The following is a 13,688-nucleotide window of genomic DNA, read 5'->3' as shown; positions in this document are numbered from 1 at the left end:
CAGGGCTCCAACACCGATGGCAGAGCCCTACCTCGAGCTGCGTGCCGTGACCGCCTACCTGGGCCCACGGCCGGTGTTCGAGAACCTCAGCCTGCAGCTGTTCCCCGGCGAGCACACGGTGATCCTGGGCCCGAACGGCTCAGGCAAGAGCTCGCTGATCAAGCTGCTCTGCCGCAGCCTCTACCCGGTGGTGCAGCCGGGCTCCTGGCTGCGGATCTTCGGCAGCGACACCGTGAACCTCTGGGCCCTGCGCAGCCGCATCGGTGTGGTGTCAGAGCACCTGCAGGCCCACTACAACGGCGGGGTGCGGGGGCGGGATGTGGTGCTCTCAGGCTTCTTCGGCTCCGTTGGCCTGGGCCGCAGCCAGGAGCCCAGCGCCGCCCAGCAGCAGCGGATGGCGGAGCTGATGGCCGAGCTGCACCTGGCGGATCTGGCCGAGCGGCCCTTCCGGGAGCTCTCCGACGGCCAGCGCCGCCGCCTGCTGCTGGCCCGGGCCCTGGTGCACGACCCCGAGGTGCTGGTGCTGGATGAACCCACCAACGGCCTCGATCTCAAGGCCCGCCACCAGCTGCTCGCCATCCTCAGGCAGCTGGCCCGGCGCGGCACCACCCTGCTGCTGGTGACCCACCAGATCGAGGCGATCATTCCGGAGATCAGCCGTTGCCTGCTGCTGCGCCAGGGGCAGCTGGTGGCCGATGGCCCGGCGGCCGAGCTGCTCCAGGCCGGCCCCCTGAGCGCCCTTTTCGACACACCCCTGCAGGTGATCGAGGCCCATGGCTACCGCCAGGTGCTGCCGGCCGCCGATGGGGCAGGCAGCCCGGACTGAGCGGCACCGAGCGGTAAAGTCTGCCCCGGCGGGGCGTGGCGCAGCTTGGTAGCGCGGGTGCTTTGGGAGCACTAGGTCGCAGGTTCGAATCCTGTCGCCCCGACTGACTTTTCGAGGAACGACCAAGGGCCATGTGAGCAAACAGGTGAGCAAATCGCCTGATGCTCACGCCCTCCCGTGGTTTCCCCCATCAGGCCCTGACTGGGTATTCGCCTCAGGCGGAGCCGCTCCACGGGAGCTTGGCCATGGGATTGATGCTCACTTCGGCATCGGCCTGGGGGAGCCCTCAGGGGAGGCTTGGAGCCCGGAGGTGAGCAAATTGTGAGCAAGGGCCGGCGCTGAAGCTGGGTGTCAGCGCGCCCGCAGGAGCCGGGGCCAAACACCAAACCCGATCACGGACTCCGACCCCGCTGATGCGGAACAGAGGACGTGATCGGGTTCAGGCACCGACTCTGATCTCAGGGTCCAGGGCGCGGTTATTGCCTCAGGTGGCGCCGGCTCCAGCCGGTGATCGTGGCTTCCACGTTCTCCAGATGCCACTGCAGGGGGCCTTTGCCTTGGGTGCAGCCCCAGCGGCGGAAGTGTTTGCCGGGTTGCAGAACACCCCGCAGCCGCAGCTGACGGAGTGTCTCGCGGCTGATGCCCAGCCATTCACACACCTCTGCGGTGGTGATCCAGGCCCGTTGGCGGCTGGCGCCTTGCGTGCTGCTCATCTTTCACTCCCCAGTAACGCCACCACGGCCGGATCCCAGAGGATCTGCTGGCGGCGCTCTCCCCGACTGCAGAGCGGCAGGGCGACGCCCCAGTCCAGGCCGGCTTCTGTGAGCTGCCAGTCGTCGTCCTCGTTGCGCTGCTGCAATCCGGCGGCAGCGAGCCGCTGGTTGGTGTGGCGGAGCGTGCCATCCAGTCGGTCCGCTACCTGATCGGCCGTCAGCCAGGGAACGGTTGGACGCCCGGATGGGTGACGACGCGCCGGTGGCCTCGGGCACTGAACCGGCTGATCACAGGCCTGGCCGGGGTGGGCTTGGTTCGGCAGATGCTCTGCCCCGTCCACTGTTTCAACGCCAGCGGGACTGCTGTGGGCCTGGATCTCCTCCAGGACGCTGAGCAGGGCCTCGGCATGGGACACGCCGGTGAGGTGGATGATCTCGTCGGCGCCGCGCAGCACCTCCGCTGCGGTCTGCCTGCGGATCGCCTCGATGCTGAGTCGCGGCAGCTCCCTTGTGCCCTCTTGGCGGCGCTGCAGGGAGGGCAACAGTTCATGGGTGAGCCAGCGCCGCATCCGCCGTGCGCTGGGGTTATCGCTGTTGAGCAGCCTGCGCAGCAGCGTGGCCTCATGGATCAGCGCCAGGGTGAAACCACCGGCGCCGGGACCCTCCTCTGAATGGAGGCAGTGCTCCTCCCCGTCTCGCCTGTTCGCCATGGCCCACACCATCGGGCTCTCCGCCAGCGCAGCGCAGGCATCGGCGACGACGATCCAGGCCTCGCCCTGCTGATCGGTGCTCACCCGGATGCGGTGCCCCTCGAACAGGTAGGGCACCAGAGCGGACGTGCTGCTCATGGCTTGGATGACGAGGGGACAGGGGCGTCATGCCGCGACGCGAACACTGCGGGAGTGAAACCCCCAGGGGTCGCGGCCAGTGGGGCCGGCACCGGACCCGCCAGGACCAGCAGCACCGTGCTCAGCTGCAGGGCCAGCACCAGCCACAGCAGCCATTGCAGCTGCCGTAGGTCGCCCAGTCGCACGGTGGTGGTGATGGACCGGCGCGTGCGGCAGAAGGCAGGTAACTGCGGCTGGGCTATGGGCCGCGGCGTGCGGCCGGGGTGTTGGGGGTGGGCCATCAGAACGGCACCTCCTCTCTGGAAAGCGCACCTTGTGGTGCGACATCGGCGAACTCATCGCCGTAGTCCTCCCCATCCGCCAGCGGGATCGCCTGCTGCTGGCGGGCCGCGGCTTCATCCGAGCGGTAGGCCTGCTCCGCTGCCTCGATCCAGGCGGGGTCCGTGCCCTCGCGGATGCTCAGCGGCCCGTAGAAGCCGATCGTGACGTTGCGCGGCACCGCATCGGCAGCCGCCTGGTCTTCGATCTTGGGGCCCTTGGGGTTGCCGTCCTGGTCGTACTGCTGGGCCCAGCGGGTCTCCAGCACCAGCACATCCCCCACGTTCAGCCGGCCGCGGCGGTGCTGACGGCGTGCCTCGATCCACTCGCCGAAACCCTTGGCCTTGAGGATCAAGCGCACCCGTTCTCCCGATTCCGGAACGCCGCCCTCATCGCCGATGCGGGCCTCCATCGTCGTGCCGGGCATGGCGATCGCATGGACGACCATCTCCTGCTTGACCTTGGGCCGGCCCTGGCGGTCGGTGCCGTTGGGGATCGGCTCCATCGCCCCGGTCGTCAGGTTCTTGCGCAACCGGTCGCGCTGCTCGGGGCGCACGATCGCCAAATAGGCCACCTCACCGAGGCGCTGCTGCCTGATCACCGGCGCCGCGATGCGGCTGCCGTCGTTGAGTTCAATCGCCATGGGACTTGCTCGAAAGAGTGGACGGGGAAGAGGTCAGGGGCAGCAGGGGCTCCAGACCGGCGCCCAGCCGCAGCAGGTGATGGGCGGCGCCGGAGAGGCTCAGCTGGTGCTCAGCGGACAGCTGCCGCACCTGCCGGTAGACATCGCTGTGCACGCAGACGCACAGGTAATGGCGGCCGTGCTGGGACCGCGGCTGGGGCCTGGCGTAGGCGCGGCGGCAGACGCTCATGGCGTTCCCCCCGCCAGCTCGCGCTCGAACACGTCGATGAAGTCCTTGTGGCGTCGCTGGGTGATGCGGTCCTTGATCGTCCGCACCTCCCGGGGCACCTGGAAGTGGTGGCGGAACTCGATCGTGAACCGCTTGCGCGCCTCCTGAGGCATCGCCCCGAGGAACTTGTGCAGGGTGGCGATCTCCTCATCCGACAAGGGCTCCAGGCCGGAGCCGCCGGCTTCGGGCCCATCTGGAACACCGGTGTCCCACTCGTCGTCTGCGGCCTCAGGGTCGTCAGTAGCGGAGGCGTGGGGTGCAGAAGTTGCCGCGGCTTCAGTACCGGAAGCGGAAACCGAGGGCTGCGGTCGCGCCTGATCCGGCTCGATAGTCCGAGGAGGATTGCCCACGGGAATGCCCAGCAGGCCCGCCAACAGGGAAGCGGTCAGCGCGTGCCAGGCCGCACTGCCCTCCTGGGGTGCCTGGGCCTCGCTGAACTCCTCGGCGCCGCCGCGGTGCCGCAGGGTCACCCGCAGCACTTCGTGCTCCTCGCTGATCAGCTTCTGGGCGCTGAACGAGAAGCCCAGGGCAAAGGCAGGCGCCGCCGCCTGAACGACCTCCTGCATGGAGGTCTCGGCGATGGCGGCCATCTGGGACTGGAACTGGGCCAGGCCCTCGGCCCACTGGGCGCGGGCCTGCTCGCGGCTCTGCAACAGGGCCTGGTTGAGATCAAAGGCGGAGGTGGGACCTGGCGTCGGCTCCATCCGCCCGCAAGGGGTGGTGGTCATCGAAGGCACTGCGGGACCGGCGCCCGCTTGTCCAGGATATTAGCGGCTCGCTAATCCGAATCTGTATCTTGCGCAACGCAACACATGGCGTACTCCGAACCTGTCCGGGAGGTGTTCGTGTCTGCCTCAGCTGGCGCCCGTCTTGGTGGACCACTCCTCCAGCCAGCGCTGCGGCAACCACGCTTCTCCGTCCCACATGCCCTGCAGCTGCTCGGCGGAATACGGCTCAAAGCCGGCCAGCATCGCCTGAAAGGCCTGCCGCTGCTTGGCTGGCGCCACCTTGGCGGCGGAACCCAGGGCCTCCATCACGCCGATGCCGTGCTGCTTGGCGGTCTGCGCCAGCTGACCGCGCCACTGCTCACTCAGCTTTTCGGCTTCTGCGGCATCGACCTCGGGCTGGACCGGAACGGCAGGCGCCTGGTAGGCGCTCGGCACTGGCAACAGGCCGAGGTGACAGCTCCAGAACTCCGCCGGCCCCCACACCCGCTCCGCGTCATCCATCAAGGGTTTGGCCTGACTGATCAGATCCTTGAGGGCTCTGGTGCGCACGCCGCTGAAGTCTTTGGCGGCCAGCCGGCGGTTGACCTCGGCGAGGGCAAAGAAGCTCTCCGGCCTTGGCTTGGGCGCCTTGCCGTTTTCGAACACGCTCAAGGTGCTGGGCGCCATCACCTCAAAGCCGGCCTCCTTGGCCCACTTGTAGGCGGTGTACTGGGTCCAGTTGTTGAGCTCCCGCCAGCGCCTGAGCATGCGCCCGAACTCCTGACCGGCTTCGAGCTGCTTGGCCTCGATGTACCGGTACTCAGAGCTCATCAGGACTGCGATCTGGCCATTAGCGAAAGGCTAAGACATCCCATTCATGACCATGAACCGCTGACGTGCCTGTTTCAGAGCGGTGTGGGCGCTGGCGACCCTGTCTTGGACGCTCGCTTTGGCCTGCCCCGACCAGCCCTGGTGACGGGGTGGTGGACGGAGCACGGCCCTCTTCGCCGGGCGTATCGCGACGGTTTCACATTGCCCATCGACACCACCCAACCGCCGGTGACCACGGGCGCAGGCCAGCAGATGGCCTCGCGCAGCAGCTGCTCCAGCTGCTGGCGTTGCTCTGGCTCCAGCAACGCCACGGGCTCGACGATGCGGCTGTCCGGGCCAAGGGTCCAGTCGTCGCGTTGGCAGCCATAGACCCAATTACGGCCGTCGGGCGCCTGCGCCCAATGCAGGGCGCTGAGTTGGTCGCGCTCGATCGCGATCTCCAGCTGCCAGCCGCTGGCCAGATCGAGCCGCATTCGCCCCCACCAGATCTCACTCCAGGGCCGATCCGCCAGGAAGGCCTCCCCCGTCAGCAGCGCCAGCAAGGCCTGCTGGATCTCGGCGGCGCAGCAACGGCTCAGGTGGCGCAGAGCGGGTGACGCAAGCCATTGCCACGGCACCAGAGCGCCCACTCCCCGAGGGCGATCGGCTTGCCGCAACAGCGGCAATGGCCGGGATGGCGGACGCGGATGCGGCGAAAGCCATGGGGGTCGGCTGTGGGCTGCCTGTGGGGCACCCCTGCCGTCGGCACTCCTGGCGCGGACGCTGCAGAGGGAGGGTGCCCGCTGACCTGCAGGCCGTGCTCGCGGATCAGGCGACAGGCCAGGAAAGCGCTGGTGCGCGCCTCCTCCAGGTGGGGTGAGGCGCTCATGGCCACCAGCTTGCGGACCTTCTCCGCTGCCCGATCTGCCGCTGCGCTGTCGACCATGCCCTATTCGTCAACCAGATCAGCTTAGCGAGCCTGTGCCAGCATGAATAAACTAATTCGATATGCCGAGGTTTCCATGCCCTCGATGATGACCCCGCTCTCCGTGCAGTTCACGCTTGAGCAGCGGGACTGGCTGGATGCGCGCACCCGCGGAGGTGTGCTCTCGCGTTCCTCGGTGATCCGCCTGATCGTGGCCGAGGCCATGGAACGCGACGAGCTGGCCAGCAGCCCCCGTAAGCGTCAGGGACAACATGGCCAGCGCTGAAGCGGCCACCAGTCCCACTCAGCCCTGCATCGACCGCGCTGCCGCCAAGCAGTTCCTCTCCCTGCTGGGCAAGGACCCGGCCAGCGCCCGGCTGCGCGCCTTTCCCCACCGCGCCAATCCAGCAAAGGGGCAGATCGGCGCCCGCAAAGGGCCCTTCGATCTGGCGGTGGCGGAGCAGTGGCAGCTGGAAGGCCGCGGCACCTACCTGGTGATCAACGACGGCGGCGACCGCAAAAGCGAGATCACGGCCTGTCGGGCGTTCTTCGTGGAGTGGGACGACCGGCCGATCGCCTGGCAACTGAACGCCTGGAAGGAGCTGGGGCTGCCGGAGCCCTCGCTGATCGTGCTCAGCGGCGGTAAGTCGGCCCACTGCTACTGGCTGCTGGAGCAGCCCATCCCGCCAAAGGAGTGGGCGCCGCTGCAGGCCGAGCTGATCGCCTACGCCGGCGGCGATCCCCACTGCAAGGACGCCTCGCGGGTGATGCGGCTGCCCGGCTGCTGGTACGTGGATGCCGGCGGGCAGCCCACCGCCCTGGTGGAGCTGGTGCACGTGAGCGGCCAGCGCTACGCGCCTGATGACATCGCCCTGGCGCTGCTGCCCGATGAGTTCGCCGAACCCGCTGCAGACCCTTCAGCCCAGCAAGCAATCCCCCTGGAGGCCCCCTGTGAAGCCTCCGGCACTGGAATTCCGCTGCCTGAGCTGGGCGACGAGGACTTCGGGCCGCCGCGGCCGCTGGAGCAGATCCGCAGCGCCCTGGCCGCCATCCCCCGCAGGGTGGCCGGCAGCAACACCTACGCCGACTACCGCAACCTCCTCTGGGGGTTGATCCAGGCCTGCGAGCAGGCCGGCCACGACCGGGAGCTGGCGATCGCCCTGATGGAGGCCCACAGCCCTTCCGCCAGCTGCGGCTGGGACATCCGCCAGGTGGCCAGCTCCGGCGGTGAGCAGATCAGCGCGGCCACCTTCTGGTTCCACGCGCGTCAGCACGGCTGGCTGCCGCCGGAGCCTGCCCACACCCCCAGGCCTCCTGGGGCTCAGGCCACAGGCAGCCGCAGAGGCCAGGGCGACACCGGTGGGCGCCATCCCGGTGGCAAGAGCAGCGACCGCAGCAGTAATGCCAGGGGGACCAAGGGTTCCGGGCCTGGCCCGCAGCGTTTCTCCCCCAGACCCGACACCCGGGTGCGCTGGGGAAAGGTGCACCTACCGATCAACCGCCGCCTCAATGCCTTGGAGCACTGCATCCGATCCCTGGTGGGGCGAGAGCGCAACAGCCTGCGCCGCTCGGCCCGCGTGCGCGAGGCCCATGCCGCCCTGCAACTCAAGACCGCCCTGCGGCTGCAGGAGATCGGTCAGCTGATCCTCGAGGCCCACGACCTGCGCAATGGCAACCGCTTCCGCGGCCTGGATCAGGCCGAGCGGCTGGCAATGCCGCAACCGGTTGTGGCGTGGGAGATCCCCGGCTGCATCCCACGCCGCGACCTCTCGATCGTGGGCGGCCGGGCCAAGGTGGGCAAGACCAGGCTGGTGCATGCCCTCGCCCGCTGCCTGCTCTGCGCCGAGGACTTTCTGGGCTTTGGGGCGCCGGAGGAACCGCGGCCGGTGATCCTGGTGACCGATGACCAGGGCGACGGCGACACCGCCCAGATGCTGCAGCAACTCGGGATCTGGGATCACCCGTTGCTGCTCTGGTCACGCCGGTTCCGCGCCACCGAGGCCAACCTCGATGCCCTGCTGGCCTGCCTGGCCGCACACCCTGGGGCGGTGGTGATCCTCGATTCGCTGCGCTCGATCACCCGCAGCTGCTGCTTCGGCGAGAACGACCCGGAGATGGGGTCGCTCATCTACGACCTCAAGCACCAGATCACCGATGCCGGCGGGACTTTGCTGCTGATCCACCACTGCAACAAGGCCAACGACACCACCGGCACCGAGGCCCTCTCGGGCCACAACGCCATTGCCGGGGCGGCCAACACGATCCTGACCCTGCACTACCTGGCCAAGGGCAACCGGCTGATCAAGGATTCACCCCAGCGCCGCCTGGTGCGCGAGGCCCGCTCCGGCCCACCGGCGGATCTGGTGGTGGCGATCGACGGCAACAGCGGGACCTTCGCGCGGCTCGGCACCTACGACGACCTGCAGGAGCAGCAGGAGCAGGAGAGCGATCTCGATCGCGCCGCTCAGCGGGTGCGCAAGGCCAGCGAGAAGCAGAAGGAGGCCCTGCGTTATCTCCAGGCCTTGCACACCAACGGTCTGGCCGGGGTGGGCCTGCTGGAGCTGCTGCAGGCCATTGACCTGGCGCCGGCGGAAGCACGGCTGATGAGAGATCTCGAGGCTGAGGCCCTGAGCGCCTACAAAACCCTCGGTCGGTTTCTCGGGAAGCTCGACGGCCTGGTGACAACCACGCGCGTCTCCACCGGCAGCCAGAGCTACTACCTGCGCTATGGCCTCAGTGCAGCCGGCGTGGAATGGCTGGCACGTGAGTTCGAACTCTAGGTATGGAAACTTCGGATTCTTGTGGAGCCCTTCCAGGGCAGGCGTTCCGGCGCTTGATGGCAGCTGGAAACAACCCGGAAATCTGTGATTCTTTGGGGTCCTGCCTGCCCCTCAGCGGCGCTGTTGCCCTATTTCTCCAGCGCACAAGAGGGCTGGAAACTTCGGAAACCTTGAAACCCACTCCAGCGCAGACGTTCTCACGCCTCGCGGCGGGTGGAAACGATCTGGAAACTTGTGGAACCGTTGCGCCGCAAGGGTTCCACAAGAATCACAAAGTTTCACTCGTCCTGGATCCTCTCAGATCCATTGCGCCGCAACGGGTTCTAAAGAATCACAAGTTTTTAGTGCTTCACGTGAGGCTCTGTTGATGGTGCAGCACACGACAACCAGTCCGCTCACCATTGCTGCCGGCCCCTGGCTCAGGCCGATCCCAGGCCTGCGGCGCACCGACCCAGAGCACCGCTACTGGCTGGGGGAGCACCTGTTCGCGGTGTCCGTCACCGGCGTGATCGGCTCCAGCAAGAGCGACTGGGCGATGGCCCGCATCGAGGCCACCCGCCACGTCTGGGAGCCGAGGGGCCACACCGTGCACCTGGCGCTGGAGGCCCTGCTGAAGGCGCGCTTCCATCCCCAGCCCAAACACCAGCAGCAGGCCAACGAGCAGCTCCAGCACCTGCGCACTGGCGACTACCGCGATTGGATCGAGCCGCTGCTGGCCCACCCCCACTGGCAGCAGGTGACGGTGATCGCCTCCGAGCGGCCCACCTGCTGCCTGATCCGCAACCTGGCCGGCACCTACGACACCGGCTACATCCAGCACGCCAGCGGCATGCGGGTGCTCGCTGACCTCAAGACCCTCTCGCGACACGGCTCCGGCAGTTACTGCACCCGCGCCCAGCTGGGCGGCTACATGGCCCTGGAAGCGACCTGGGGTGTGCACTACGACGCCGGCCAGACGATCTGGGCCCGGCCGGGGGAGACCCGCTTCTCGCCGCTGTATTCCCGCGAGGAATGCCTGGCGGCCTGGGCAGCGGCCTGGGCGGGCTACGTGAGCAGGTTCCGGCCGTGGTGATGCACTGTCCGAACTCATCTGTTCGGACTATCGAGCCGCTATGGTTTGTTGCGGGGGGCTTCTTGCCTGCTCCTCTTTGCTCCTTCGCTGGCTCTGCTGATGGCTGCCACCACCGCCAGCTCTGCTCCAATGGCTGGCGCCGCCCTCGACGCGCTGCTCGATCGCATCACGGTCCTCAAGCTGCAGCAGAAGGCGATCGACGCCGAGCTCTGCCCGTTGCTGGAGCAGCTCAGCGGGGCCCTGGAGGCCGGCGAGCTGGATGCCTCCTTCTCCCACAACGGCTGCAGCTTCTGCTGGTCGGCCGGGCGCACCAGCTACGCCTACCCCGAGCCACTGCAACAACAGGAGCAGGCCCTCAAGGAGGCCCAGCGGCTGGCGGTCGCCACTGGCGCCGCCACGGAGAAGCACGGCAAGGCGTTCTGGACGATCAAGCCGGGCCGGAGCTGAACGATGGCCAATCCCCAGAAGCGCAAGGGGGATGCGGCCGAGCGGGAAGCGGCCCAGCTGCTGAGCGATCTGCTGGGCCTGGTGGTGCGCCGCAAGCTCGGTGCCGGCCGCACCACCACGGCCGGTGGTGACACCGGCGACCTCGATGGGGTGCCAGCCCATGTGATTCAGGTGGCCAGCTGGGCCAACACCGCCGCCGCGGCCCGCCTTAAGCCAGATGAGGCCGCCCTGCAGGCCGAGCACGCCGCCGTGCCGTTCGCGGCGACGTTGGTGCGCTTCCGCGGCGGCACCTGGCGGGTGGTGCTCACCCCAGAGCAGTGGGCCGCCTACGTGAGCTGGATCCTGCGGCAGTCCCCCCAGGGGACGGCGCTCCCTGATCTGCCGCCCAGTAGTGGAGGTGGAGCATGAGCCCCGAGCACCCACAGGCGGCGGCCGCTGGCTCAGAACCAGGCACTGAGTCGCTGGAGGAGCTGCGTGCTGCCCCGCCCCAGCAGGACGACGACGGCAACCCGATCTGGCCGGCCGCCGACCCCAGCAGGCCGGTGGGCAAGGGCAACCCGCCACGGGGCCGCCGCAGCAAAACCCACAAGCCCCGCGCCACCCACATGGAGGTGGAGACCCGCATCGCGGAGGCGCAGCTGTGGGTCGCGCAGCGGCTGCCACTGGCCGTAATCAGGGAAAAAGCTGCCCAGAACTGGGGAATCACCAACATCAAAACGGTCAGTCGCTATCTGGCGATCGCCAGGCAGCGGATGGTGGAGGAGCTGATCTCCGACCGCCGCCGCCACCAGGCCGAGCAGATCTTTGCCCTCAACGAATGCGCCAGAAGGGCCATGGACGCCGAGCAGTTCAACGCCGCGGTCGGTGCCTTCCGGGTAATTGCTGAGATCGGTGGCCTGCTGCGGGCGCCGATCAAGCCGCCGGAGCCACGGGCATGACGGCGAGCAGCACCGCCACAGCAATGCCAGCACCGGTGCCCCAGCCTGCCGCCCCCGCTGAAGGCGGTCTTCTGCTGCCTGAGTTCGACGCCTGGGGCGACGCCGGCCTGCTCCACCTGCCAGCCAGCAGCACCCCAATCCAGACGGAACCCCTGACCCTGCGCAGCTTCATCGCCGAGGCCTACCCGCGCTACGGCTTCCACCGCTGGGCCGTGCTGCTGATTGACCTGCTGCAGCAGGTGGCGGATGGACAGCTGAGCCGCTTGATCGTTACCTGTCCGCCTCGGCTGGGGAAGAGCCTCCTGGTTTCCAAGCTGTTCCCGGCCTACTTCCTGCAGCGCTACCCGCACCTGTTTGCGGCGATTGCGTCGTATTCGGCGGAGCTGGCCTATGCCCACAGCCGCGAGGCGCGCCACTTCTACCGGGTGACCGGCCACCTGCTGGCCCGCGACTCGGCAGCGGTGGGCAACTGGCTGACGCGGCACCGGGGTGGCTGCATCGCCGCTGGTGTGGATGGCCCGTTCACCGGGAAGGGCTACAGCCTGGGGATCATCGATGACCCCTACAAGGGCCCTGGCGATGCGGCCTCCCCGGCACTGCGCCAGAAGCTGATCGACTGGCTGCGCTCGGTGTGGCTGACCCGCGCCGAACCAGCCTCGGTGCTCGGACCGGACGGCACCGAGCAGCCGAACCTCTCGGCCCAGGTGGTGGTGCTGACCCGCTGGGACCACCAGGACGTGATCGGCTGGCTGTATGAGCAGGAGCTAGGGGAAGCGCCCCAGCAGTGGACTGTGCTGGACCTGCCGGCCATCGCCGAGGAGCCGGCCGAACGGCCCCAGCTGCCGCCCACCTGCACCCTGATCCCCGACTGGCGGCCGGCGGGAGAAGCTCTGTGTCCGGAGCGGTTCCCCCTGCCAGAACTGCTCAAGATCAGGGCCCGCCTAGGCGCCTACTGGTGGGCGGCGCTCTATCAGCAGCGGCCCAGCCCGGCGTCTGGATCAATCTTCCTGCGGCAGTGGATCCGGCCGCCCTTCCCCCGAGAAGACGGCAGCCAGCGCCACTACGCCCTGCTGGTGCTGTCGTGCGACCTGTCGTTCAAGGGGGAGGCGGAGAGCGACTACTGCGGCTTCTGTCTTGCGGGCCTGCTGGCACCACCGGCTCGCTCTGCCATCCCCCGATCGGGTGACTCTCAGGGGCAGATGGCCCCGGCGGCACTCGAGATCGAGGTGCTGTGGGCAGCCCGGCACCGCTTTGGCCTGCCGGAGGTGATTCGCTTCCTGCTGGGCTGCCTGGAGACGCTGGAGCAGCAGGGCCTGCGGCCCAATGCCGTGCTGATCGAAGACGCCGCCAACGGTCCAGCGGTGCTGCAGACCCTGCGGCGCCGCGTGCCGGGGATGCTGCCGATCACCGCCCGGGGCAGCAAGGAAACCCGCGCCCATGCCGTCGCCCCCCTGGTGGAAGCCGGTCAGATCCGCTTTCACCACCGCGCCCAGCCGCTGGTGGAAGAGGCGATCCGCTTCCCCAAGGGCAGCAAGGACCTGGTGGATGCCTTCTGTCACGGCGCCCTCTGGCTCGAGGGCCGCTACTGGAAGGCCCAGGGCATCCAGCCGGTGGTAACGCCGCTGCTGATGAGTCGGTGAGCGTGCCGATGGTGTTCGCGGTGCGGGAACATTCAGCGCCATCCCCCCTGAAGAGCCCACAGGCAGTAGGGCCGGCGCCGATTGTTGTGCAGCTCAGCCTGCCGATCACCGTGGTGCTGGTGGGCGATGCCGCTGGTGCGGCCAGGATGTTGCGGCAACCGCGCTACCGGCGGCCGGCATGCCATGCCCAAGCGCATCAGCTGGAGATCAATCTCCAGTCGCCAGCGCGTCATGCGCCCAGACCTCAGAGTCAGCAACCTCTTCGGTGCAAATCCCGGCGGCAGCGGCCAGACCGGCCCCATGCCGCTGCTGATGCCCTTGCGCTGCAGCACAGGGACCTGGCGGAGAAGATTGCCGGCAACTTCGCTCGGCGCACCGTTCACCCCAAAGAGGACTTGCTGCAGCTCGCGATGATCGGGCTGATCAAGGCGGCACGCCGCTACGACCCCTCACGGGGGCCATTCCGGCCCTATGGGCGCACCTACGCCAATGGGGAGATCACGCACTTTTTGCGGGACAATGGCTTCCTACTCAAGGTGCCTCCGACATGGCGGGAGCTCCATGCGCGGGGGCAGCGGTTGCTGACTTCAGGAGTAGGTGTGGAGGAGATGCTGGAGCGAATAGGAATGAACCGCGCACAGTGGATTCAAATCGTTGATGCTTGCTCAGTGCGGGTGGTCGCCTTCCCTGTTGATTGAACGCTGCCCCTGAGTGGCAGGCAGGAAGCATTAGGTGGCGAAGCAAAGAATAGTT

Annotated in this window: 18 protein-coding genes and 1 tRNA gene; 10 read left to right on the top strand and 9 right to left on the bottom strand. The window is 68.1% G+C overall.

Annotation, left to right across the window (positions count from 1 at the left end):
• Positions 1-16: 16 nt before the first annotated feature.
• Both ACWJIO_RS00355 and ACWJIO_RS00350 read left to right on the top strand, forming a co-directional pair.
• A complete protein-coding gene (locus ACWJIO_RS00355) occupies positions 17-826 on the top strand; it encodes an ABC transporter ATP-binding protein (protein ID WP_480310627.1) in 810 nt (269 codons plus the stop codon).
• A gap of 29 nt (positions 827-855) precedes the next feature.
• Positions 856-929 (top strand) — tRNA-Pro (locus ACWJIO_RS00350).
• A gap of 373 nt (positions 930-1,302) precedes the next feature.
• On the opposite strand, the gene ACWJIO_RS00345 is transcribed toward ACWJIO_RS00350, so the two are convergent.
• The 9 genes from ACWJIO_RS00345 to ACWJIO_RS00305 form a co-directional block, all read right to left on the bottom strand.
• Positions 1,303-1,539, bottom strand: a complete 237-nt coding sequence (locus ACWJIO_RS00345) for a helix-turn-helix domain-containing protein (RefSeq protein ID WP_322757546.1) — start codon at positions 1,537-1,539, stop codon at positions 1,303-1,305.
• On the bottom strand, positions 1,536-2,387 hold the full coding sequence (locus ACWJIO_RS00340; protein WP_480310626.1) for a BRO-N domain-containing protein: 852 nt from the start codon (positions 2,385-2,387) through the stop codon (positions 1,536-1,538). Before ACWJIO_RS00340 ends, ACWJIO_RS00345 begins: the two co-directional genes overlap by 4 nt.
• Positions 2,384-2,668, bottom strand: a complete 285-nt coding sequence (locus tag ACWJIO_RS00335) for a hypothetical protein (protein WP_480310624.1) — start codon at positions 2,666-2,668, stop codon at positions 2,384-2,386. Before ACWJIO_RS00335 ends, ACWJIO_RS00340 begins: the two co-directional genes overlap by 4 nt.
• Positions 2,668-3,348: a hypothetical protein gene (locus ACWJIO_RS00330; RefSeq protein WP_480310622.1), complete on the bottom strand. Its 681-nt coding sequence runs from the start codon at positions 3,346-3,348 to the stop codon at positions 2,668-2,670. Before ACWJIO_RS00330 ends, ACWJIO_RS00335 begins: the two co-directional genes overlap by 1 nt.
• Positions 3,338-3,577 carry a hypothetical protein gene (locus tag ACWJIO_RS00325; RefSeq protein WP_197165867.1) on the bottom strand — a complete coding sequence of 80 codons (240 nt, stop codon included), beginning with the start codon at positions 3,575-3,577 and terminating at the stop codon, positions 3,338-3,340. The genes ACWJIO_RS00330 and ACWJIO_RS00325 overlap by 11 nt, the downstream gene beginning before the upstream one ends.
• On the bottom strand, positions 3,574-4,344 hold the full coding sequence (locus ACWJIO_RS00320) for a hypothetical protein (protein ID WP_480310620.1): 771 nt from the start codon (positions 4,342-4,344) through the stop codon (positions 3,574-3,576). The genes ACWJIO_RS00325 and ACWJIO_RS00320 overlap by 4 nt, the downstream gene beginning before the upstream one ends.
• 126 nt (positions 4,345-4,470) lie before the next feature.
• A complete protein-coding gene (locus ACWJIO_RS00315) occupies positions 4,471-5,154 on the bottom strand; it encodes a helix-turn-helix domain-containing protein (protein ID WP_323250216.1) in 684 nt (227 codons plus the stop codon).
• A 74-nt stretch (positions 5,155-5,228) separates the two neighbouring features.
• A complete protein-coding gene (locus tag ACWJIO_RS00310) occupies positions 5,229-5,771 on the bottom strand; it encodes a DUF7693 family protein (RefSeq protein ID WP_480310619.1) in 543 nt (180 codons plus the stop codon).
• Positions 5,729-6,079, bottom strand: a complete 351-nt coding sequence (locus ACWJIO_RS00305) for a DUF2786 domain-containing protein (protein ID WP_197211773.1) — start codon at positions 6,077-6,079, stop codon at positions 5,729-5,731. The genes ACWJIO_RS00310 and ACWJIO_RS00305 overlap by 43 nt, the downstream gene beginning before the upstream one ends.
• Before the next feature lie 88 nt (positions 6,080-6,167).
• Here ACWJIO_RS00305 and ACWJIO_RS00300 point away from each other — a divergent pair, with 88 nt between their 5' ends.
• From ACWJIO_RS00300 to ACWJIO_RS00265, 8 genes are all read left to right on the top strand, one after another.
• Positions 6,168-6,344, top strand: a complete 177-nt coding sequence (locus tag ACWJIO_RS00300) for a hypothetical protein (RefSeq protein WP_231597000.1) — start codon at positions 6,168-6,170, stop codon at positions 6,342-6,344.
• A complete protein-coding gene (locus tag ACWJIO_RS00295; RefSeq protein WP_480310616.1) occupies positions 6,331-8,838 on the top strand; it encodes an AAA family ATPase in 2,508 nt (835 codons plus the stop codon). The genes ACWJIO_RS00300 and ACWJIO_RS00295 overlap by 14 nt, the downstream gene beginning before the upstream one ends.
• Before the next feature lie 367 nt (positions 8,839-9,205).
• Positions 9,206-9,910, top strand: a complete 705-nt coding sequence (locus ACWJIO_RS00290) for a hypothetical protein (protein ID WP_480310615.1) — start codon at positions 9,206-9,208, stop codon at positions 9,908-9,910.
• A 99-nt stretch (positions 9,911-10,009) separates the two neighbouring features.
• Entirely contained in the window at positions 10,010-10,357 is a 348-nt protein-coding gene (locus ACWJIO_RS00285) for a hypothetical protein (protein ID WP_480310614.1), read from the top strand.
• 3 nt (positions 10,358-10,360) lie between these two features.
• Entirely contained in the window at positions 10,361-10,765 is a 405-nt protein-coding gene (locus ACWJIO_RS00280) for a hypothetical protein (protein ID WP_480310613.1), read from the top strand.
• Positions 10,762-11,295 (top strand): hypothetical protein, encoded by a 534-nt coding sequence (locus tag ACWJIO_RS00275; RefSeq protein WP_480310612.1) that lies wholly within the window; start codon positions 10,762-10,764, stop codon positions 11,293-11,295. The genes ACWJIO_RS00280 and ACWJIO_RS00275 overlap by 4 nt, the downstream gene beginning before the upstream one ends.
• Positions 11,292-12,935 (top strand): phage terminase large subunit family protein, encoded by a 1,644-nt coding sequence (locus tag ACWJIO_RS00270; protein ID WP_480310611.1) that lies wholly within the window; start codon positions 11,292-11,294, stop codon positions 12,933-12,935. Before ACWJIO_RS00275 ends, ACWJIO_RS00270 begins: the two co-directional genes overlap by 4 nt.
• A complete protein-coding gene (locus ACWJIO_RS00265) occupies positions 12,932-13,633 on the top strand; it encodes a sigma-70 family RNA polymerase sigma factor (protein ID WP_480310609.1) in 702 nt (233 codons plus the stop codon). Before ACWJIO_RS00270 ends, ACWJIO_RS00265 begins: the two co-directional genes overlap by 4 nt.
• Positions 13,634-13,688: the final 55 nt, after the last annotated feature.

This window comes from Paraciimarium castrense LEGE 11436 (assembly GCF_056633055.1).
This window is presented reverse-complemented; position numbering and strand designations above follow the sequence as displayed.